The following is a 21,430-nucleotide window of genomic DNA, read 5'->3' on the forward strand; positions in this document are numbered from 1 at the left end:
TGCCCGTGTGACGACGCCTCTCGCTTCCTTTCCGTCACTCAGTCCACCGTCACCTTCGCCGTCTCGATCACTTTCTTCCAGCGGTTGCGCTCGGCCTGGATGAACGTGTTCATGTCGGCCCCGGAACCGCCGATGGGTTCGGCGCCGTACACGGCGAACTTCTGCACCACGTCGGGCATATTGAGGATGTCGACCATGGCCGCATTGAGCTTGCCAGCGATGGCCGCCGGGGTGCCGGGGGGCGCTGCGAGCGCGAACCACGCGGAGGAGTTGAAATCCGCCAGACCGCCTTCGGCCACGGTGGGCACGTCGGGTGCCATGGAGCCGCGCTTGGGTGCCGCCAGGCCGAGCAGCTTGACCTGCTTGGTCTCCCGGTACTTGAGCACGGCCGAGATGTTGCCGAAGAACAGGTCGACGCGGCCGCCCAGCAGCTCGGTGAGAGCCGGGCCTTCGCCCTTGAAGGGGATGTGCAGCATGTCGGCGCCGGTCATGGTCGCGAACATCTGGCCGGTGAGGTGCGAGGTCGAGCCGTTGCCCTGCGAGCCGTAGGTCACCTTGCCCGGGTTGGCCTTGGCGTAGGCGATGAGTTCCTGCACCGAATTGGCGGGGAAGTTCGCGCGCGCGGTGATGACGTTGGGCACGCCGGCCATCAGCACGATGGGCGCGAGCTTCGCCGGGTCGAAGGACATGTCCTTGTACAGGTACTGGTTGATCGACAGCGGGCCGGGCGGCGAGGCGAGCAGGGTGTAGCCGTCGGGCGCGGCCGTGGCCACCGCGTGGGCGCCGATGTTGCCGCCCGCACCGGCGCGGTTCTCCACCACGAACGGCTGGCCGAAGCGCTCGGAGAGTTTCTGCGCCACGGTGCGCGTGAGCACGTCCACCGTGCCGCCCGGGGGGAAGTTCACGATGAAGCGCACGGGCTTGTTGGGGTAGTCGGCCTGCGCGAACGCGGGCAGGGCGGCGGTGCCCGCCAGCAGGGCGAGGCAGAGGGCGCGTCGGGTGTTCATGGGTTTGTCTCCTTCAGAGGTGGGGAAATGGGTATGGCTCGGGTCAGAACGGATAGGGCGGTGGGGCATCGCGCACGGTGATCCATTGCCACTGGGTGAACTCGTCCCAGTTGGCGGGGCCGCCAATGCGGCTGCCGTTGCCGGAGGCGCCACGGCCGCCGTAGGGCACGTGTGGGTCGCCGGCCACGGTCTGGTCGTTGATGTGCAGCAGGCCGACCTTCAGGCGCTTGCCGATGGCGAGCGCGCGGCTGGTGGAGCGCGACATCACGGCGGCGGCCAGGCCGTACTCGGTGCGGTTGGCCAGGGCCACCGCCTCGTCGTCGCTGGCAAACGGCGTGACCGAGGCCACCGGGCCGAAGATCTCTTCATCAAAAGCGCGCATGCCGGGCGCCACGCCGCCGAGCACGGTGGGCTGGTAGAAGCGCTCCTCGTGCGGGCTGCCGCCCGCGTGCAGCACGGCGCCGGCGGCCACGCTGTCGCGCACGATGGCGTCGATGCCCTGCAGCTGCCGGGCGTTGATCACCGGGCCGAGCGCCACCTTGCCGCTGGATGGATCGCCCACCGGCAGGCGCAGGGCTTTCTCCTTCAGGCGCTGCGTGAGCTCCTCGGCGATGCGCTCGTGCGCCAGGATGCGGCCGGTGGCCATGCAGATCTGGCCCTGGTGAAGCCAGGCGCCGAAGGCCGCGCCCGAGGCGGCGGCGTCGAGGTCGGCGTCGTCCAGCACGATCAGCGAGTTCTTGCCACCGAGTTCGAGCGAGACCTTCTTCAGGTTCGCGCCGCACAGCGCACCGACCTTGCGGCCCGCGCCGGTGGAGCCGGTGAAGGCCACCATGCCGACATGGGGGTCGGTGCAGATGGCCTCGCCCACGTCGGCACCGCCGGGCAGCACGTGCAGCAGCCCGGGCGGCAGGCCGGCCTCCTCGAACAGGCGCGCGATCAGCACGCCACCGCACACCGCGGTCTGTGGGTCCGGCTTGAGCAGCACCGCGTTGCCGGTGACGAGCGCGGGCGAGACCGCGCGGATGGCCAGCGTGAGCGGGAAGTTGAAGGGCGAGATGACGCCCACCACGCCGTGCGGCACGCGCCGCGCCATGCTGGTGCGGTCGCTGCGGCTCGGCATCAGCAGGCCCTGCGGCTCGCCCATCATCGCGGCCGATGCGTTGAGCGTGGTGAGGGTGGACTTCAGCTCCATCTCGGCCTTGGCGCGCAGGCCGCCGCTCTCGCGCACGATCCAGCCGGCCAGTTCGTCGCGGTGCTGTTCCAGCAACTGCGCGGCGCGGCGGAAGATGGCGGCGCGTTCGTCGGGGGCGGTCTCGGCCCAGGCGGGCTGGGCGGCGGCGGCGGCGCGCGCGGCTTCGGCCAGGTCCTGCGGCGTGGCGATGCCGATCTGCGAGAGCACCTCGCCGGTGGACTTGTCGGTCACGGGCGCGGTCTGGCCGGCGGGCTGCCACTGGCCGTTGAAGCTGCGGCCTTTCCAGCGGCTGTCGTCGAGCAAGGCTTGCATGGGGGTGTCTCCTGTCGTTCTGGTGTGATGAAGGGGTTCAGGCAGCGTGCTCGCCCAGCACCTGCGCGGAGGTGGGCGGCAGCACGATGTCGACCACGGCACTGCGGCCGCCGCGCACGGTGGCCAGCGCCTCCTGCAGCGTGGCGTCGAGCTGCGCGAGTTGTTCAACGCGGAACGCGGCGGCGTTGCCGGCGGCGGTGGCTACCTCGGCCAGCCGGGCGCGCGCGCCGACGGTGGTCCAGTAGCGGTCGCGGCGCTTGGCCGTGCCTTCGGGGTGCACCAGCAGCGTGGAGACCTTGGGCGCGTTCCAGCCGCCGTTGTTGAAGATCAGCGTGAGCTGTGGTGCGCCGTAGGTTTCGCCCACCCAATAGGTGCTGCTGGGCACGCCGAACACGTAGCTGCCGTCGCCCACCACGGTGATCACCTCGGCCTCCGGCTGCGCGAACTTCACGCCCAGCGCCGCGTTGATGCTCCAGCCCAGGCCGCTGCCACCGTTCGCGTAGTAGCTCCCCGGTCGGTTCAGGCGCAGTGTGGGCAGCAGGCGTTCGGTGGCGCTGGGCGTCTCGAACACCACCACCGTGTTTTCGTTCACCAGACGGCCAATCGCCTCGCAGAGCTGCTGCAGGCCGATGCCCCCGTTGGCCGGTGCGGGCACGTCCGGCAAGGTGAGTCGTTGGCGGGCGGCGCCGATCCATTCGACGCGAGCGGCCCGGGCGTCGTCGTCGATGGCGGTGGCCCGCGCGAGCACGAGAAGTTGTTCCAGCGCCACCGCACTGTCGGCCTGCCAGGTGCGCTCGGCGGGAAAGTGCCAGAAACCCATGTCGTCCTTGAGCGGGTCACAGTCCAGGTGGAACAGGCGGGCGTTCGCCGCCGGCTTCACCTTCGAGACAATCCAGGGCACGTCCACATCGAGCATGAGGATCACGTCGGCCTCGTCCACCAGCGTGTTGCGGCGGTAGCCGATGTGGTGCGGGTGCTGGCCCGGGAAGTTGACGTACTGCGGGTTGACTTCGCAGACCGCGAAGCCGAGCCGGTCCGACAGCGCCTCCAGCCGCCGCACGGACTCGCGGTCGCGGCCCAGGTAGCTGGTGATGACCAGTGGTTTGCGTGCGGCCGCGAGCGCGGCCACCAGTTCCTGCGCATCCTGTTCCGGCAGGCCCGCCATGCGCGCGGGTTGCCAGTGCCGTTGTGCCTGCTCGGGCGCGGCGGCAGGCTCGTCCCAGACCTCGCGCGCACCCGTGAGGTAGACCGGCCCCTCTGGCGCCGTGGTCGCAATCTGGATGCCGCGCATCAGCACCTGGTCCACCATCTCGGCGGCGCGCAGTTCGTACGACCACTTCATGTACTGGCCGCCGATCTCGTGCTGGCGGGTGCTGTCCTGCGTGTAGTGGATGAACTCGGTGCGCGAGCCCACGCGCTCGCCGCTGACCGACACCGGCGACAGGCCGGCGACGATGATGGCCGGCACCCGGCCGCGCGCGGCGTTGTGGATGCTGCAGCCCAGGTTCTGCGTGCCCACATCCACATGCACCAGCACCATCTGCGGCCGGCGCGTGCGCATGGCATAGCCGTGCGCGGCGCTCAGGGCCGTCATCTCGTGCGGGCAGACGATGATGCGAGGCATCCGGCCGTCCTCGGCGTCGATGTCGGCAAAGGCCTCGATGAAGGCGGGATGGTCGCTGCCCAGGTTCGTGAAGATGCAGTCCACGCCCAGGCGGCTGGCTTCCTCGAGCAGGCGGCGGGCGGCGGTGGGTGGGGTCGCGGTCGTGGTGTTGTCGTTGTTCATCGGTGTTGTCTCCTCGGGAGGGCTATTCGGTGGGCGCGGCGGTCTGTGGGCCGGGCACGAACACATCGGCATGGAAGTCGGTGGGGTCCAGGCCCCGCTCGGCGGCGGCGCCGCGCACGGCGGACACCATGGGCGGAGAGCCGCAGCAGTAGACGATGTGGCCCGCCAGGTCGGCGAAGCTGGCCTTCAGCGCCTCGTCCACGCGGCCGGCGAAAGCACCACCGGCCTCGCCGGCCGGCACGTCGCTCAGCGCCGGCACATAACGGAAGCCCGGCCACTGCTTCTGCCAGCGCTCCACCGCCGCTGGCATGTAGAGGCCGGCGGGATCGCGCGCGCCCCAGATCAGGGTGATGTCGCGCTGCACGCGCCGCTTGAGCATGTCGTCCAGCAGCGACTTCACGGGCGCGAAGCCGGTGCCGCCCGCGACGAACACGATGGGGCGCGTGTCGTCTGCGGCGAGTTCGACGTGGCCGAAGGCCAGCTCGATGTCGAGCAGGTCGCCCGGTGCGAGTTGCACCACGCGCTGGCTGAAGAGCCCGCCCGACACGTGCCGGATGTGCAGCGTCAGGCTGTCGTTCTCCTGCGGCGGGTTGGCCATGGAGTAGGAGCGCGCGCTGCCGTCCTCCAGCAGGATCTGCAGGTACTGGCCGGCCTGGAACTTCGCGCGCTGCCCGGTAGGCAGTCGCAGGCGCAGCACCGACACGTCGGGTGCGGCCAGCTGGTTGCTGTGCACCTTCGCCTTGAAGGTCTTGCGCGCCGACGGGTCGAGCCGCTTCCACGACACCGGGCGCAGCACCACGTTGCCTGCTGGTGCGCACATGCAGTAGAGCACCTGCCCGGGGCCGCAGGCCTCGTTGGTGATGGCCGCGCCGCCGACACCGGTGACCTCGCCCTGCGCGATGGCGCCCACGCAGTTGCCGCAGACGCCCTTGCGGCAGGAATAGGGCAGGTCGATGCCGGCCTTCAGCGCGGCGTCGAGCACGCTCTGGCCGGGCTCGCAGGCGAACGACACGTCGCTCGCTTCGATGGAAATCTGGTGGCTCATGGAGAGGGTGTGGGTGTCGTGCCGCTGAGCAGCGCGATGGTGCGCAGCAGGGCGGTCGGGTCAGCAATGCCGCGTCCCGCGATGTCCATGGCACTGCCATGTCCCACGCTGGAGAGCAGCGCGTCCGCGCCGATGCTCAGCGCACTCGCGGCGTTGGGGGCCAGCAGCTTGATCGGGATGTGGCCCTGGTCGTGGAACATCGCGATGTAGAGATCGTGGCGGCGCTGCGAGAGCATCACGTCGGCGCCCTGCGGGCCTTCGACGTCGAGCCCCGCGGCCCGCAGGGCCTGCGCGGCCGGCACGGTGATGCGCTGGTCCTCCAGACCGAACAGCGTGCCTTCGGACGCGTGCGGGTTGATGCCGAAGAGGCCGACGCGCGGGCGGTTCACGCCGAGCGCCTGGCAGGCGCGCACGCCCGCGTGCACCGCGTTCAGCACCAGCGCCGGCGTCATGCGCGCCAGCGCGGTCGGCACGCTCTCGTGCAGCGTGGCGTGCAGGATGCGCAGGCCACCGCCCACGAGGAGCATGAACACCTCGTCTTCCGGCACCCCGCAGACACGCGCCACCAGCGAGGGGTAGCCACTGAAGGCGATGCCGGCCTGGTGGATCGCGGTCTCGTGGTGCGGGCAGGCGATGACGGCGTCGAACGTGCCGGCGCGGCAGGCCTGCAGTGCGGCGGTGGCGCTGGCCACGGTGGAGACGCCGGCGGCGGCGTCGATGCGGCCGGGCACGGCATGCGCGGCGTCCATCGTGCCCGCCTCGACATGGCGCAGCCGTGACCACAGCGCGGCCTGGCCGCACTGCTGCGCGGCGCGCTGCAGCACCTCGCCCGGGCCGAACAGCGTGATGCAGTCGCGTGCCGCGTCATCCAGCGCGGCCAGGGCCTTGATGGCGATCTCCGGGCCGATGCCGTTGGGGTCCCCCGCCGCTAGGGCCAGGCGACGCGGTTCGCGGAGCTGTGTCACAGCGGCAGGGCCAGCAGGGTGTCGGTCACCGTGCTGTCGCACACAGCCACGCGCTCGGCCAGCAGCAGTTCATCGCCCTGGGTCACGAACCGGTCGTTGTAGACACCGGTGGCGAACACCTCGGTCTGGCCAGTGGCCATGATCCGCACCACCACGAAGGGCGTGCTTGACGTGGTGACCGCGCCGTCGCTGGACGTCACCATCGGCATGCCCAGCAGGTGGCGATAGCGATGGCGTTCGTAGATGTTGGCCTCGCGCAGCGCGGCGATGCGGTCTTCCAGCATGGCGCGCGATTCGGCATACACGATGCCGGCGGCCAGGCCTTCCTGTTCGTTCTCCACATGGGTGATGCGGTAGTGGCAGTCGCCGGTGAAGAACGCCGGCCAGTTCTCGAGATCGTCGCTGTCGATCGTGTGCGCGTAGCGCGCGTTGAAGGCGGCAATGGAAATCAGGTCGCTCATGCTCAGGCTCCCATGTGGTGGCGGTAGGCTTTCCAGAAGCCACGCACCGAAGTCTCGGTCGCACGGCCGTCGCTGGAGCCGGTGCTGTCACCGCCCATCTCCACCACCGCTTCCAGGTTGCTCGCACCCGCGATGCCACGTTGCACAAAGCCGCCCACGGCGCCATCCTCCATCGAGATGAAGCCGGCCGGGCCGACCAGGTTGGATTGCTTGAGCCGCACCTTGCGCTGCTCGGGCGTGTCGTCGGTGTAGCCGAAGTAGGTCCAGTTCAGCTCCGTGCGCTCCACCCCCTTGGGCAGCACCTGGCGCACCGCCAGGCAGTTCTGGATCTGCTGCAGCACGAAGCCGGGGAACACCGAGAGGATCTGCAGCGTGGTGTCGTCCTCGTACTCCTTGAAGCCTTCCAGCAGCGTCGGGTCCTTCAGGCGGTAGCGGTCGTTGTCGGAGCGCAGGGCCTGGTCCTTGTAAGACGTGTCCTTGGCCGACTTGTCGATCATCGAGTAGCTCACGTGGTGCCCGCCCGATTCGTCCACGATCACGCCGCCCTTCTGCGAGAGGCGGTTGAGCTCGAAGGTGGTGAAGAACAGGTGCAGCAGGCTCGCGTGGTAACTGTCCTTCACGTTCTCCACGTACAGCTTCCAGTTGTTGGGCAGCGCCTGCGTGAAGCGGCCGATGACCTGCACCGGCTTGTGCATGACGCGCTCGATGCGCTGGCAGATCTCGGGGCCGAGGTAGTCCTCGATGTCGGGCACATCGTCCGAGAAGCTGCCAAAGACCAGGCCGCAGAACACCGCGATGCGCAGCTTGCGCGGGCCGTGCTCTTCCTTGCAGAAGTGCGGCGGCATGCCGCCCTGGCCTTTCACCCCCTTCTCGAAGGCCACACCGGTGAGATCGCCCTGGCGGTTGTAGCTCCAGGCGTGGTACACGCACTGGAAGTTTTCCGCCTTGCCCGACTTCTCCAGCGCGATCAGCGCACCCCGGTGGGCGCAGCGGTTCTCGAACGCGTAGATGTCCTCGCCGTCGCGGACCACCACCACCGGCGTATGGCCGACGAAGGTGGTGCGGTAGCTGCCGTCTTCGGGAATCTCCGCGTCCAGGCAGAGGTAGTTCCAGGTGTGACCACGGAAGATCTTCTCCTGCTCCTGTTCGGGGACGTGAACGTCGCTGTAGAGGGCGTAGGGAATGCGGGTCAGCGCGTCGCCACGCCAGTGGATCGGTTGCTCGTGCATGAGGGGTCCTGTTACTCCAGCGTCACGTTGGCGCTCTTGATGACCTTGTTCCAGCGGTCGGATTCGGTCTTGATGAATTCACCGGTGCGCTCGGTCGACCAGCCGCGGGGCTCGGCGCCCTGGTCGGCGAAGCGGGCTTTCACGTCGGGCTGGGCCATCGCGTCGGCCAGTGCCTTCTGCACGTTCGCGGCGACGGCGGGTGGCGTCCCGGGGGGCGCCACGACCGAGAAGAAGGTGACTGCGTGCATCCCGGGCACCTTCAATTCGACGAAGGTCGGCACCTGCGGCAATACCCTGGAGCGCTCGGCATCGGCCACAGCAAGGATGCGCAGCTTGCCTGCGGTGTGGAACTGAGCGGACGAGCTGAGGTTGTCGAAGAACACATCCACCTGGCCCGCCACCAGATCGACCAGCGCGGGTGCGGTGCCACGGTACGGCACGTGCACCATCTCGGTTCCGGTGAGCTGCATGAACATGCTCGCGGTGAGGTGCGAGGTGGAGCCATTGCCCTGCGAGGCGTAGGTGACCTTGCCCGGGTTCGCCTTGACGTAGGCGATGAACTCCGCGAGGTTCTGTGCCGGCACCTTGTTGGCCACCGCGAGCACGTTGGGCACCGTGGCCATCACCGTCACGGGCACCCAGCGTGTGGGGTCGAAAGACAGCTTCTTGTACAGGTGGTGGTTGATCGCGATCGGGCCGGGCGGCGAGGCCAGCAGCGTCAGGCCATCGGGCTCCGAACGGAACACCGATTCGGCGCCGATGTTGCCGCCCGCACCGGTGCGGTTCTCCACCACCACGCCGCCGGCGTAATGCGGCCGCAGCTTCTCGGCGAGGATGCGAGGAAGCACATCGGCCGTGCCGCCAGCGGGGAAGGGCACGATGAGCTTGAGGGTACCGGGGGATTGGGCCAGTGCCTGGCCGGCCAGGCCGCCGGCCAGTGCCAGCGCCGCGCAGGCGTGGCCCAGGAATTTGAGGGACATCGTGGGTCTCCGATAGGTGTTGTGAGGCGCAGAGTGTCGGTGGCGCACAGCCCGCAAACAAGCTAGATTTGCGCAATGCGCAAAAATGAAGCCGATTCCCTGACGGGTGACAAAGCGCCCGATCGCAATTTCGTGGTCTCGCTGCAGAAGGGGCTCGACGTGCTCACCTGCTTTGGCCGTCAGCACGCACGCCTCACCGTGTCGGAGGTGGCACGGCTGACGGAGATGTCTCCCGCGTCGGCGCGACGCTCGTTGTTGACCTTGCAACAAATCGGTTATCTGGACAGCGATGGCAAGCGCTTCTGGATGCTGCCGCGCTCGCTGCTGGTCGCGCAGTCCTACCTCGCCTCGCGCCCCATGCCTTCGCTGGCGCAGCCCCTGCTCGATGCGCTGTCGGAGCGCACGCGCGAGTCGGCCTCGCTGGGCCAGCTGCTGGACGACGACGCGATCATCGTCGCGCGCTCCACCGCACGGCGCAGCCTGAGCCTGGGGCTGGGCATCGGTTCGCGGCTGCCGGCGTACTGCTCGGCCCTGGGCCGCGTGCTGCTGGCCGGGCTGCCACCGCAGGAAGCCGCTGCGCGGGTGCGCGCGATGCGGCGGGTGCCCTTGACGCCCCAGACTGTTTGCAGTGCGCCCAAGGTGCTGGAGCTGGTGGCGCGCTGCAGGGACGAAGGCTACGCGAGCAACGAGGGAGAGCTCGAGATCGGCGTGCGCTCGATGGCGGTGCCGCTGCACGACCGGCAGGGCCAGGTGGTGGCTGCGATGAGCATCGCGGTCGGCCTGGAGCGCATGAGCATGGTCGAGTTCCGGGAGGCTTTCCTGCCGATGCTCCTTCGCGCACGCGACACGTTGGCACAGCGGTTGTATCTGTGAGCACCCCCCCTGCACCGCTGATGCGGCTTCCCCCCTCTGTGGCGCGCCTTCGGAGCTTCGAGGGGGGGACGGCATCTTGGGCCGGCGGAGCCGGACCCTCGATGCCTCTGGATGAGTGTTTCCTCTCTCGTTGCGACGACAGCCGCTACCATCGACCTCCATGGCGCTGAACTGGGTCTGGATCGGTTTCTTCACCGTGGCATTCGCCACCGCTGTCGTGCGCTGGCTGCTGGGCGAACACGGCATCCTGCAGGCGTTGATGACCGCCATGTTCGACGGCGCGCGTTCCGGCTTCGAGATCTCGCTGGGCCTGGCGGGCGTGATGGCGCTGTGGCTTGGCCTCATGCGCGTGGGCGAGCGCGCCGGCATGATCGAACTGCTGGCACGCCTGGCGGGCCCGCTGCTGCGTCGCCTGTTCCCTGGCGTGCCGCAGGGGCACCCCGCGCAGGGCGCGATGACCATGAACATCTCCGCCAACCTGCTCGGGCTGGACAACGCAGCCACGCCACTGGGCCTCAAGGCCATGCGCGAGCTGCAGACACTCAACACCGCCACACCGGAGACCGCGAGCAACGCGCAGATCATGTTCGTGGTGATGAACACCGCGGGCCTCACCCTCATCCCGACCTCGGTGATTGCCATCCGCCAGAGCATCGCCATCAAGCAGGGCCTGGGCGCGGACTTCAACGCGGCCGACATCTTCCTGCCGGTGCTGCTGGTCACCTTCATCTCGCTGCTCGCGGGCGTGCTGGCGGTGGCGGTGTGCCAGCGGCTGCCGCTGTGGCGCCCGCGCTTCCTGCTGCCGGTGCTCGCGGTCGGCGGGCTGCTCGCCGCGGCGGTGACCGCACTGGCCCGCCTGCCGGCCGAAGAGGCCGCGCGCGTGGCCGGTGCCACCGGTGCGGGCGTGATCCTCTCCGTGGTCATGCTGTTCGTTCTCGCTGGCGCGGTGCGGCGCGTGAACGTGTACGACGCCTTCATCGAAGGGGCGAAGGAAGGCTTTGGTGTGGCGATCCAGATCGTGCCCTACCTCATCGCCATCCTGATCGCCATCGGCGTGTTCCGCGCCGCCGGCTGCATGGACTTTCTGCTCTCGGGCATCGGTGCCGCCGTGGCCGCGATGGGCTGGAACACCGACTTCCTGCCCGCGCTGCCGGTGGGCCTCATGAAGGTGCTCTCCGGTGCGGGCGCGCGCGGGCTGATGATCGACGTGATGCAGACCCACGGCGTGGACTCGTTCGCCGGTCGCCTGGCGGCCATCGTGCAGGGCTCGACCGAAACCACTTTCTACGTGCTCGCGGTGTATTTCGGCAGTGTGGGCATCCAGCGGGCGCGGCACGCGCTGGCCTGTGCGCTCTTCGCCGATGCGGTGGGCCTGGTGGCCGCGATCGGCGTGGGCTACGCCATGTTGCGCTGAGCTAGGCGAAGCGCTGTTCGAGCCAGGCCTTGCCGAAGCGCACGATATCCTGCGCGTCGAACAGGAAACAGCCGGCTTCCCCCACACACCCCTCGCGGTGGCGACCCTCTGCCACATACGCCCGTGCAACCGTTTCCACCGAGTCCATGGCGCCTTCCTTTGCAAAGACGTCCAGAATGCCGTTGGTGTCGAACTCCTCGGCCACGCGCCATACCTTGTGGCCTTCTGCGTCGAGCACCGGTTGCTCGTAGCGCACGCGGCGTTTGTGCGGGATGTCGGCCAGTGTCTCCGCGTGGTGCAGCACCGTCACCGCGTCGAGCGGTGCACCGAGCAACAGCACCTTGCCACCCATGCGAACGAAACGGTCCAGTGGCGAGCCAGGTCCGTAGCCCTCGTGCAGCGGATGCACGCCGACCAATGCCTGGGCGTGCGCGCCGATGGCGGCGATATTGGCATCGGGGTGCGGACTACGCCGCACACCGGGCATGCGGCAGATGAACCTGTTGAGCAATCCATAGTCAGGCTCGGTGCCTGTCTCTGGATCGGAAGGATCGAACGCGGGCCAGGCGTTGCGGGCCGCCGCATCAAGCGTGGCGCCATTGAAGGTCTCTTCGTACGGCGAGCGGTCCCACGAGACGTAGGCCATCAACGTGCCACCCGGCTGGATGCTGTCGAGCAGCGCCTGCACGATGCCCTCGGCCCCACCTTCCACCGGGCCGAGGGCCTTGAGCGAGGCGTGAACCATGATCACGTCGCCGGCAAGCAGGCCGAGGCGGTGCAGTTGCTGAGCAAACGCGTGGCGTGGCAGCGGTGTGGACATGGAGGGCGGGATGGTGCGGCCAAAGGGAATCGAACCCCTATCTGGCCCTTAGGAGGGGCCCGTTCTATCCATTGAACTATGGCCGCAGAAGCGAGCCCGCATTGTACGGGCAGGGTTGTGGTCCACTGGCCGCTGCTTCCCTTTGCGCCTTGCCGCACGCGGGCACGTATTCGCCCAGGAAATCGAGGAAGCTGCGCACCGCAGGCGATAGGCCGCGGCGCGACGGAAACACCGCGTGCACCACGCCCACGGGCGTGGTCCAGTCGGGCAGCAGGCGCACCAGCCGGCCTTCCTGCAGTTCCTGCTCGCACATGTAGTCTGGCAGCCAGCACATGCCACTGCCGCCGAGCACGGCCATCTTGAGGGTGAGCAGATCGTCGGCGACGAAGCGTGGCCTGTATTCCAGCACGGCCTCGCGGCCTTCCGGACTGATCAGGCGGATGCGGGCGGTGCCGTCGGTGGCCGACATGGCGACGCTGTCGAGCCGGCTGGCTTCTTCCAGCGTGCTGGGGGTTCCCTGCCTTGCAAGCAGCGCTGGGCTGGCCACCAGCAGCGAATGCGCGTCGTCCAGGCGCTTGACGACCAGGCTACCGCTTTCCTCGAGCGTCTGGCGCACGCGCAATGCCACGTCCACACCGTCCTTCACGAGATCGACCACGCGGTTGTTCACCTCCATCTCCACGCGCACGTGTGGGTGCCGCGCGAGATAGATCGGCATCACGCCGGCGAGCACCGTCTGCACCAGCGTGACGGGGCAGGTGACGCGGATGGTGCCGCGCGGTTCGGTCTGGGCAGTGGCGACCGCATCGGCGGCGGCCTGGGCGGACTCTCGCAGCGCCTGGCAGTGCCTCAGGTAGGTCTCGCCCACGTCGGTCAGCGACAGCTTGCGCGTGGTGCGCTGCAGCAGGCGCACACCGAGCTGGGCCTCGAGCCCCGCCACGCGGCGCGACAGGCGCGACTTGGGCATGCCCAGCGCGCGGCCGGCGGCCGCGAAACCACCGCGTTCCACGACCTCGGCGAAGAGGAGCATGTCGTTCAAGTCTTGCACGTGGGCCTCTCTTTTTAAACATTGATTGTTCTGATTATGGAACGATATGTCGTAAAACTGCCGACTTATCAATTATTCGATTCGAAATCAAAATCTATATATGGCCACAAGGCGTGGCTTCACTTCTGGAGATGTCCATGCAACTGCTTCATATCGATTCCGCGATCACCGGCGACCAGTCGGTGTCACGTCAACTCACCGCCAGCACGGTGGCAGCCTGGGTGGCCTCGCACCCCGGCACGCAAGTGCAGTACCTCGATCTCGCCAAGGATGCGCCCTCGCACCTCAGCGCCGAATCGCTGGGTTTTCGCACAGGCCAGGCAGCGGCCACCGAAGTGGAACGCCGCGAGAACGCGCTGTCTGAAGCGCTGGTGAGCCAGTTCCTGGCGGCCGACGTAGTCGTGATCGGTGCGCCGTTCTACAACTTCACCATCCCGACCCAGCTCAAGGCGTGGATCGACCGTCTGGCGCAGGTCGGCCGGACCTTCAAGTACACCGAAAAAGGCCCCGTGGGCCTGGCCGGCGGCAAGACCGTGATCGTGGCACTGAGCCGCGGCGGCGTGTATTCCACCAGCGAAGGTGGTCGCGCGATGGAACACCAGGAAAGCTACCTGCAGACCATCTTCGGCTTCTTCGGCATCACCGACGTGCGCTTCGTGCGCGCTGAAGGCGTGGGCATGGGGCCCGACGCCAAGGCCAAGGCCCTGGCCACCGCCGAGAGCGAGATCCGCGTCGCGGCCAACCAGCCGGCAGTGGCCCAGGCTGCCTGAGTTTCTCCGGAGCGCCAGACCTTCCTCCAGAAATGCCGCGGAACTGGCTCTGCCAGCCCGCAGGCATTGCCCCCTTGAGGGGGTGACGCGCTGAAAGCGCGGCGCGGGGATGGGTTTCGTCCTCGCGGGGGTCAGTCAAATGTCGTGGTGAAGATGAGGTCGATGGCGTTCTCTTCGCCCGCTCGGGCCCGCACCGTCACGCGGCGCGAGATGTCGTAGAACATCGACACCGTGCCCATCGCACCTGCCAGGCTGCTCTCGTACGTGAGGTAGAGCTTGTTGGACAGGCGCTTGCCCAGCGTGAGGGCGGCCGCCGAGGTGGTGCCATCGGCGTTCGTCGCACTGCCGGCGAAGGACAGTTCGTCCAGGCCGAAGGCGCCTGCCAGGCCACCGTCCAGATTGCCCCCGTTTCGAGCCAGCAGGGCCAACGCCGCCTGTTGCAGCACGGCGGCCTCGGCGCCCGCGCCGCTGGCCGGGCGGCCCAGCACCAGCCAGGCGAGCTTTTCGCTGTCGGGCAGCTCGGGGTCGGAGAACAGCCGCACGCGCGGCGCCTGCGCGTTGCCGCTGATGAGCACGCCCACGCGCTGCGTGGTGTTGGGGCGCACGGCGGAGATGTCCAGCGTGGGGTTGTCGTAAGGCCCGTTGAAACGCAGAAGGCCCGTTTCGATGTTGAGCCGCTGGCCGTAAGCGCGGTACGTGCCACGCACGGTGCGCACCTCGCCCAGCACGCGTGGTGCGGGTGAGGCGGGCGTGCTGCGCACGTTGAGTTCGCCGGACAGGCGGGTCTGCAGGCCCTGGCCGCGCACCTCGAAGTTGTTGCCCAGGTCCAGGTCCACCAGCACGTCGGGCTGCACGCGGAAGGCGTTCGGGTCTTCCAGTGGCCGCTCGGTGCCGCGCACCACCACGTCGTCGCCCAGGGTGGGCGTGGATTCGTCGGGCAGCACGAACAGGGCGCTGTCGGCGGTGAGCTTGCCGCGCAGTTGCAGGGCGGTGCCCGCGAGTTCTGCCTGCAACTGGCCGGAAAGCGTGAGCATGCGGTCGGCGCGGGTGGACACGCGCAGCTTGTCGGCATTGGCCTGCAGGCTGATGTAGGGTTGGCGGCGCGGCTGTCCCTCCACCGTGACGGTGCGCCATTCGGTGCTGCCGGTGGCCAGCAGTGTGCCGCCGTTGTCCGCGCCGCCGCGCCCTTGCAGGTAGAACCGGTCGATCGTGATGCGTTCGCCCGCGAGCGTGGCGCGCAACTGGCCGCGCGAGAAGGAAATGCCATTGACGAGCGAACGCAGGGCGAGGTCGTCGGCGTTGAGCGAGCCGTTGAGCAGGGGTTTGTCCCGTGTGCCGCCAACGGTCAGGTCGGCGCCGAGTGAGCCGCGCACGCGCCAGCCCGGTGGGGCCAGCGCCGACCACACGCCCATCTGGGGCAGGCTGGCTTTGACGGTGCCACGCAGCGGCGCCTGTTCGCCCCAGTGCCATGCGGCCTGCTCACCGCCGGGCGGGCTCAGTGCCGTGCTCACATCCGCACTGGCCTGGCCCAGGCGTTCGCTGTTCCAGCGCAATCGGGCCACCACGTTGCTGCCCCGCGTTTCGACATTCAACTGGGCTTCGCGGATGCCGGTCTGCAGGCGCTGGGTGGAGCTGGTGTTCTCGTCGAAGGCACCGTCGGTCTGGACGGAAAGGTCGCCGCTGCGCCGCTGCAGCCGCGCCGTGAGGCGAGGGGGTTGGTTGCTGTCGGCGGGCAGGGTGAGGTCCCACGCACCGTCGAACACGACGTCACCGCCGAGGCCGGATTCGGCCAGAGGGCCGTGGCGTGCACCTTCGGCGGTGGCGAGTGCGTCGACCCACGACAGGGGCAGTCCGGTGAGTTCACCGCGCGTCTCCAGCGCACCCGCCCGCCAGGTGATGCGGTCCCAGGCCAGGGTCATGGGGGTGGTGACGGTGGGCGTGGCCGCTGCTGCGGCCACGGTGGCGGCAGACACGGCCACGGCGGGCGCGGGTGCCGGCGTGGTGCGACGGCGGAAGTCGGGTTGCAGGCGCAGTTGCCCGGGGTCGGCCTGCACCTGCAGCACGCCGCTGCGCGCCCCTTGCCATTGCATGGCGAGCGCGGCGGCGCTCTCCAGCGTCCACTCCACCGTACGGTCGGGGCGCGCGCTGTCGGTGGCCTGCAGCTTCAGGCGGCTCAGTTCGAGGCGGCCCGTGTCGATGTCGGGCTGGCGTGCATGGCCCAGTTGCAGCACGCCCTGGGTGTCGAGCGTGGCGCTCCAGGGGCCTTGTTCGGCACGGCCCGCCAGGCCGAGGTCCAGGCGATCGGGCGGGCCGCTGGCGCGCAGGCGCAGTGCGGCGAGGTTGATCGTTTGCGTGGTGCTCGGGTTGTCCGCGTTGCCGGTGGCCACGTTTCGCGTGGCGCGCAGGCGCGGTGCATCCAGCGTCACCTGCAGGCGGGGCGGTGCCGCGGTGGTGGCGCCGTTCGCCGGAGGGGGGTAGCCGAACACGCCCAGACCACCCTGCCATTCGGCGTTGAGCCGGGCGCTGCCCTCGGCCTGCAGGCCGGGTTGTCCATCCAGTGCCGTGCGGATCTGTGCGCCGACCACTGGCAGGGTCTGCAGGCTGCGCACCCAGGCCAGCACGCGGCTGGCGTCGTCGAGGTTCAGGTCCAGATTGCCGTTGCCTTGGGCATGCGCTGTCCTGCCTTTCCAGTTGAGCTGCGCGCCGGGCAGCTGCAGCGCGGCCTGGCCGTCGAAGCTGCGCGCCCGCGTATCGAAAGCGCCTTTGCCGTCGAGCGTGGCATCGGCGGCGGCCAGCCGGAGCTCGCGCAGTTCGAGCACGCCCTGCGCGGCATCGTCCGGGCGCGGGCGCCAGCGGGCGCTGGCATCGAGTTCGCGCAGGCGCACGCCGGTCAGGGAGCCATCCCTCGGTTGGGTGCCCGAGGGTTGCACGCGCGCGCTCAGATCGATGGCGGCCTGCGCGGTGTTGGCGTCCACCGTGCGCGCGGTGACCTTGCCGTCGAGCGCGGCAGCCGCGATGCTGCTCCAGAGTCGGGCCGGGTTGATGCGGCTGGCGGTGATCTCGCCCTGCCATTCACCCAAGGGCGAGGCCTGAGGGCCGGTGGCGGGCTCCCACTGGCCTTGGCCTTGCACACGGCCACCGCCCAGCTGTGCCTCCAGCCGCGACAGCGTCCAACGGGTGCCGCGCTGCTCCAGCGCCGCGCCGATCTGTTCGATCGGCAGACGCTGACGATCGGCCGGGCCGCTGGCCGCGTTGGCCAGCTGCAGCTCGGCGCGCCAGGCCTCGCCTTCGGGCTGCGCCTTCACCGTGCCGCTGAACTGCGTCACCGGTGCCTGTGGCCAGAACGCGGCGAGGTCGATGCGCTCCATGGTGGCGTCGACCGTTTCGATGGGTTGCGGCCACCAGGGACGCAAGCGGGCCTTGGCGTCGAGCGTGGGGGCGTCGGCCTGGGCGCTGCCACCCGTGGCCTTGACACTCGCGCTGGCATCGAGCGCAGCGTCGGTGGCGCCCAGGCTGCCGGCGATGCGTGCAATGGCTTGAAGGGTCATGGCTTCGCCACCGGGCACCGTGGTCCGCACCTCGCCGCTGGCGTCCACCCGCAGTGGCATGGGGGCCTGAGCGCCCAGAATGGCCTGGGCCTGATACCGCCCACCCGCCACCTCCACGCTGTCCAGATCGAACTGGTGTGCATCGGCCACACCCAGGTTCCAGGCCCGGTCGGCCGGGCGGTAGCGGTACTGGCCTTTCATGCCGCTGAGTGTGAGGGGCTGTTCGCCGCCGGCCAGCGCCAGCTCGCCGATGGACCAGGGCAAAGTGACCGGCAGCGGGAGCGTGATCGGCTGCAGCGGTTCCGGGGACGCTGAGGGTTGTGGCGGGCGCTGATCGTCGATCTGCAGGCGACCGATGTCGAGCTGTGAAAGCCGCACGCCACGTCCGAGCAGGGCGTCTGCCCAGAACCAGGTGCTGAGGCCGATGCGCGTGTCGGTCGCCGTCACGCTCAGGCCATCGCGCTGCCATTGCAGGTGTGCAATCTGGCCACCGCGAAAAAGGCTGCCTTGCACATCGCTCACATCCAGCGTGCCTGCCTCGGGTCCTTGCCGCGCCATGAACGACTGGCCCCAGCCGATGGCCTGTGCCAGCGAGCCTGGCGAGGCAGCCCACAGACCAAAGCCGAGCAGGACGAGCAGCACGGTGGAGACCAGCCCGCCGACCACCCAGCGCACCGCACGACCCACACGCGAAGGCGGCGGAGCGGTGCGATCGAGGGGTGCTTCCGGGTCGATGCTCATGTGCCGTTCAGAATGTGAACCCCACGTTGAGGTGGATGCGGAAGCGCTTGACCTCCAGGCCGTAGGCGAGGTCCAGCTGCAGTGCGCCGACCGGGCTGTTGTAGCGGATGCCGGTGCCCACGCCCCACACGGGTTTGAGGTCACCGGCCTTGTTGGCGATGGCACCGCCGTCGATGAAGATCGCGTTCTCCCAGTTCGAGCGCTGGTCGGCGTTGAAGATCGGGCGTTGCCATTCCAGGCTCACCACGCCCTTGTAGCGGCCTGGCCCGATGCTGCCGTCGGCGCGGGTCACACCGATGTCGCGCAGGCCATAGCCACGCACGGTGTTGTCGCCGCCGGTGATGAAAAGCTGCGTGTCTGGAATGGGGGCGTTGTCGCGTGCCACCACGGCGCCGCCTTCGACACGCAGTGCGAGGCGGCCGAGCTGCGTGCGTCGGCCCGGTGCGCTCATGTCACGAGGCTGCCCAGGCGCCGGATCCGCCGCGCGCGAGATCGCTCCCAGGGGCCAGTAGGTGAGCCAGCGCGCGCTCGTTCGGGCAAACGGCAGGCGTGTGGTGCCCAAGGTGTAACCGATGCCGAGTTCCACGGCGAGGCCGTAGCCGCGGTGCGGAAACACCAGATCGTCAAAGCGGCGCCGCGTCCACGCGTAGTTCGCGCTGATGGATGACTTGGCCTCTTCCTGTGCGGCGGCGGAGAGCAACGTGCTCGTCACCAGGGCACGGTCGTATTGCAGGTAGAAGCTGCGGTCGTATTCCACGCCGAGTTGTGCCTGCCCCACGCGCAGGCGCTGGCTGGTGGTGGTGGTGAAGTCGTCCAGTTGCTTGGCCGCCTGCGCGCCGGCGATCTTGCGCCAGCCGTCGTCGTTGGGGATCGAGCTCCAGTCGGTGCTGGCGAGCTGGTCGTCGCGTTCGAGTCGCAGCTTGCTGACCGCACGCCAGCCGATGCCCGGCACGCTGTTGTGCGTGTGTTCCAGCGACAGGCGGGCACCGTTGTCGGTGCTCCCGCCGATACCGATCACGACCTTCTGGCGTTTGCTCTCGCGCAGCTGCACCATCACCGGCAGCGTCTCGCCGTCGGGCGTGGGTTCCACGTACACAAAGACCGAGTCGTAGTAGCCGCTCTCGGCAATGCGCCGCTGCGCGTCCTGCAGCTTCTCGAGGTCGTAGTCACTGCCCGGTGTCAGGCCGGTCAGGCGCACCAGCCGCTCGGCGGTGATGGCGTCGTAGCGCTCGGCGCCTTGCACCACGACCTCGCCCATGCGCATGGCTTTGCCGGAGTCGAGTTCGATGTAGAGGCGCGCCTGGTGGGCTTCGCTGTCGATGTCGGCCAGGCTGTTCTGCACGCGACCCGAGGGGTAGCGTTGCGCGATCAACCTTCTCAGTGCAACGGTCTTGGTGCGGTCCCAGTCGGCCTGTGAGAAGGGCAGGCCTGCGATCAGCCCCGCTTCCCGCCGGATGTCGGCACGCTGCGCCTCGGCCTCAGGTGCGTTGGCGATATCGCCCACGAAAGACACCGTGACCGATGCCACCTGCGTGACCGGCCCGGGGTCGACCCTGACGGTGATGGTGCCCAGCGAGGAGGGCGTCGCGCGGCGTTCGTTGTTGCCGGTGTCCGCCACCGCATCGCCAAGGCCGGGTGGTGGAACCACCTCCACAGTGGGCGAGAAGTGGCCCAGCGTGGCGAGCAGCTCGCGCACGTTGGCCGGTGCCTGTGCGAGCAGGCGGCCGAGTTCGCTGGCGTCGAGATTGCGCAGTTCGCGGTAGCGCTGCACCTCCATGTGGCGCAGGAGAAAGTCGCGCATGGCTTCGTCGGGCGCCTGCATGTCGATCTCGAAACGCGGAGCCACGGGCGCGCGGTTGTCGCGCGGACGGCGAGGGGTGTCGCTGTCGACGTCATCCGCGTCAGACGCATCGGTGCTGTTGCCTGGCACCGTGATCGGCTCGGGCGCTGCCTGGGCGCGTGCGGCGTGTGGCCACAACAAGGTCGCGCAAAGCAGGAAAGACCATGCCAACCAGGGGGCACGGCCCGGGAGAGGAAGGTTCATGCGGCCGTTATTTCGAGAGCAAGCGCATTGTGTCTTCCAGCCCCTTCAGGGTCAGCGGGTACATCCGCTGGCCCATCAGCTGCTGGATCACGCTGATGCTCTGTCGATACTGCCACACCCCCTGGGGTTCCGGGTTGATCCACGCAAAACGGGGAAATGCGTGTGTGAGGCGTTGCAGCCACTCGGCACCAGCCTCTTCATTGTTGTATTCAACGCTGCCGCCCGGTTGCAAGATTTCGTAAGGACTCATCGTGGCGTCGCCGACGAAGATCAGTTTGTAGTCCTTGTTGTACTTGCGGATGATGTCCCAGGTCGGGAACTTCTCGGCGTAACGGCGCCGGTTGTTCTTCCACATGAAGTCGTAGACGCAGTTGTGGAAGTAGTAGAACTCGAGGTGCTTGAACTCGCTTTTGACGGCCGAGAACAACTCTTCCACGCGCTGGATGTGCTCGTCCATCGTGCCACCCACGTCCATGAGCAGCAGCACCTTCACGTTGTTGTGCCGCTCCGGAATCATCTTGATGTCCAGGTAGCCGGCATTGGCGGCGGTGGAGCGGATGGTGTCGGGCAGGTCCAGTTCCAGGTCGTTGCCCTCGCGCGCGAACTTGCGCAGGCGGCGCAGGGCCACCTTGATGTTGCGCGTGCCCAGCTCCTGCGTGTCGTCGTAGTCGCGGTAGCTGCGCTGTTCCCAGACCTTCACCGCGCTTTTGTTGCCACCCTTGCCACCGATACGGATGCCCTGCGGGTTCTGGCCGCTGTTGCCGAATGGCGAGGTGCCGCCCGTGCCGATCCATTTGCTGCCACCTTCGTGGCGCTCCTTCTGCTCTTCCAGACGCTTTCTCAACGTCTCCATGAGCTCGTCCCAGTCCAGCTTCGGGGCGTTGGCCTTCTGCTCCTCCGAGAGGATGCGCTCCATCTCCTGTCGCAACCAGTCGGCCGGAATCGGCTTGGTGAAGTCCGCGATCATTTCCACGCCCTTGAAGTAGGCGGCGAAGGCGCGGTCGAACTTGTCGTAGTGCTTCTCGTCCTTCACCAGCGCGGTGCGTGCCAGGAAGTAGAAGTCGTCCATCGAGCAGGCCTCGGGGTTGCGGGGTCCGACCACGTCGGCCTGCAGCGCCTCGAGCAGCGTGAGGTATTCCTTGACAGAGACGGGCAGCTTGGCCGAACGCAGCGTGTAGAAGAAGTCGATCAGCAT

General features: G+C 68.5%; 16 protein-coding genes and 1 tRNA gene. 3 read left to right on the top strand and 14 right to left on the bottom strand.

Going from position 1 to position 21,430, the window contains the following annotated elements; all coding sequences use genetic code 11:
* Positions 1 to 38: 38 nt before the first annotated feature.
* The 8 genes from J2X09_RS13550 to J2X09_RS13585 are packed head-to-tail and all read right to left on the bottom strand — an operon-like array spanning position 39 to position 8,977.
* A complete protein-coding gene (locus J2X09_RS13550; protein ID WP_204734121.1) occupies positions 39 to 1,007 on the bottom strand; it encodes a Bug family tripartite tricarboxylate transporter substrate binding protein in 969 nt (322 codons plus the stop codon).
* Positions 1,008 to 1,050: 43 nt separating this feature from the next.
* Complete coding sequence (locus J2X09_RS13555; protein WP_204734120.1) at positions 1,051 to 2,511, bottom strand: benzaldehyde dehydrogenase; 1,461 nt, start codon at positions 2,509 to 2,511, stop codon at positions 1,051 to 1,053.
* Positions 2,512 to 2,548: 37 nt separating this feature from the next.
* On the bottom strand, positions 2,549 to 4,297 hold the full coding sequence (locus J2X09_RS13560) for a thiamine pyrophosphate-requiring protein (protein WP_204734119.1): 1,749 nt from the start codon (positions 4,295 to 4,297) through the stop codon (positions 2,549 to 2,551).
* A gap of 22 nt (positions 4,298 to 4,319) precedes the next feature.
* Positions 4,320 to 5,342 carry a 2Fe-2S iron-sulfur cluster-binding protein gene (locus J2X09_RS13565; RefSeq protein WP_204734118.1) on the bottom strand — a complete coding sequence of 341 codons (1,023 nt, stop codon included), beginning with the start codon at positions 5,340 to 5,342 and terminating at the stop codon, positions 4,320 to 4,322.
* Complete coding sequence (locus J2X09_RS13570; protein WP_204734117.1) at positions 5,339 to 6,307, bottom strand: PdxA family dehydrogenase; 969 nt, start codon at positions 6,305 to 6,307, stop codon at positions 5,339 to 5,341. Before J2X09_RS13570 ends, J2X09_RS13565 begins: the two co-directional genes overlap by 4 nt.
* A complete protein-coding gene (locus J2X09_RS13575) occupies positions 6,304 to 6,768 on the bottom strand; it encodes an aromatic-ring-hydroxylating dioxygenase subunit beta (protein ID WP_204734116.1) in 465 nt (154 codons plus the stop codon). Before J2X09_RS13575 ends, J2X09_RS13570 begins: the two co-directional genes overlap by 4 nt.
* Before the next feature lie 2 nt (positions 6,769 to 6,770).
* On the bottom strand, positions 6,771 to 7,997 hold the full coding sequence (locus tag J2X09_RS13580) for an aromatic ring-hydroxylating dioxygenase subunit alpha (protein ID WP_204734115.1): 1,227 nt from the start codon (positions 7,995 to 7,997) through the stop codon (positions 6,771 to 6,773).
* Between the two features lie 11 nt (positions 7,998 to 8,008).
* Entirely contained in the window at positions 8,009 to 8,977 is a 969-nt protein-coding gene (locus J2X09_RS13585) for a Bug family tripartite tricarboxylate transporter substrate binding protein (protein ID WP_204734114.1), read from the bottom strand.
* Between the two features lie 75 nt (positions 8,978 to 9,052).
* Here J2X09_RS13585 and J2X09_RS13590 point away from each other — a divergent pair, with 75 nt between their 5' ends.
* Positions 9,053 to 9,850, top strand: coding sequence for an IclR family transcriptional regulator domain-containing protein (locus tag J2X09_RS13590; RefSeq protein WP_204734113.1), 798 nt, complete (start codon positions 9,053 to 9,055; stop codon positions 9,848 to 9,850).
* Between the two features lie 160 nt (positions 9,851 to 10,010).
* On the top strand, positions 10,011 to 11,264 hold the full coding sequence (locus tag J2X09_RS13595) for a spore maturation protein (protein ID WP_204734112.1): 1,254 nt from the start codon (positions 10,011 to 10,013) through the stop codon (positions 11,262 to 11,264).
* Between the two features lies 1 nt (position 11,265).
* On the opposite strand, the gene aac(3) is transcribed toward J2X09_RS13595, so the two are convergent.
* From aac(3) to J2X09_RS13610, 3 genes are all read right to left on the bottom strand, one after another.
* Positions 11,266 to 12,084 (bottom strand): aminoglycoside 3-N-acetyltransferase, encoded by an 819-nt coding sequence (gene aac(3) / locus J2X09_RS13600; RefSeq protein ID WP_204734111.1) that lies wholly within the window; start codon positions 12,082 to 12,084, stop codon positions 11,266 to 11,268.
* An 11-nt stretch (positions 12,085 to 12,095) separates the two neighbouring features.
* Positions 12,096 to 12,170, bottom strand: a tRNA-Arg gene (locus J2X09_RS13605).
* Complete coding sequence (locus J2X09_RS13610; RefSeq protein WP_204734110.1) at positions 12,161 to 13,132, bottom strand: LysR family transcriptional regulator; 972 nt, start codon at positions 13,130 to 13,132, stop codon at positions 12,161 to 12,163. Before J2X09_RS13610 ends, J2X09_RS13605 begins: the two co-directional genes overlap by 10 nt.
* A 137-nt stretch (positions 13,133 to 13,269) precedes the next feature.
* On the opposite strand from J2X09_RS13610, the gene J2X09_RS13615 reads away from it, so the two are divergent.
* Positions 13,270 to 13,902 carry an FMN-dependent NADH-azoreductase gene (locus tag J2X09_RS13615; RefSeq protein ID WP_204734109.1) on the top strand — a complete coding sequence of 211 codons (633 nt, stop codon included), beginning with the start codon at positions 13,270 to 13,272 and terminating at the stop codon, positions 13,900 to 13,902.
* 131 nt (positions 13,903 to 14,033) lie between these two features.
* Here J2X09_RS13615 and J2X09_RS13620 read toward each other — a convergent pair whose 3' ends face one another.
* Genes J2X09_RS13620 through J2X09_RS13630 form a run of 3 tightly spaced genes read right to left on the bottom strand, consistent with a single transcriptional unit; the run spans position 14,034 to position 21,430 of the window.
* Positions 14,034 to 18,191 carry a translocation/assembly module TamB domain-containing protein gene (locus J2X09_RS13620; RefSeq protein WP_204734108.1) on the bottom strand — a complete coding sequence of 1,386 codons (4,158 nt, stop codon included), beginning with the start codon at positions 18,189 to 18,191 and terminating at the stop codon, positions 14,034 to 14,036.
* 7 nt (positions 18,192 to 18,198) lie between these two features.
* The gene (locus J2X09_RS13625; RefSeq protein ID WP_204734107.1) at positions 18,199 to 20,235 is read right to left on the bottom strand and encodes an autotransporter assembly complex protein TamA; all 2,037 of its coding nucleotides are present in this window, start codon (positions 20,233 to 20,235) and stop codon (positions 18,199 to 18,201) included.
* Positions 20,236 to 20,242: 7 nt separating this feature from the next.
* Complete coding sequence (locus J2X09_RS13630) at positions 20,243 to 21,430, bottom strand: vWA domain-containing protein (protein WP_204734106.1); 1,188 nt, start codon at positions 21,428 to 21,430, stop codon at positions 20,243 to 20,245.

The sequence above is a fragment of the Hydrogenophaga laconesensis genome (assembly GCF_031457235.1).
In the GTDB taxonomy this organism is placed as follows: domain Bacteria; phylum Pseudomonadota; class Gammaproteobacteria; order Burkholderiales; family Burkholderiaceae_C; genus Hydrogenophaga; species Hydrogenophaga laconesensis.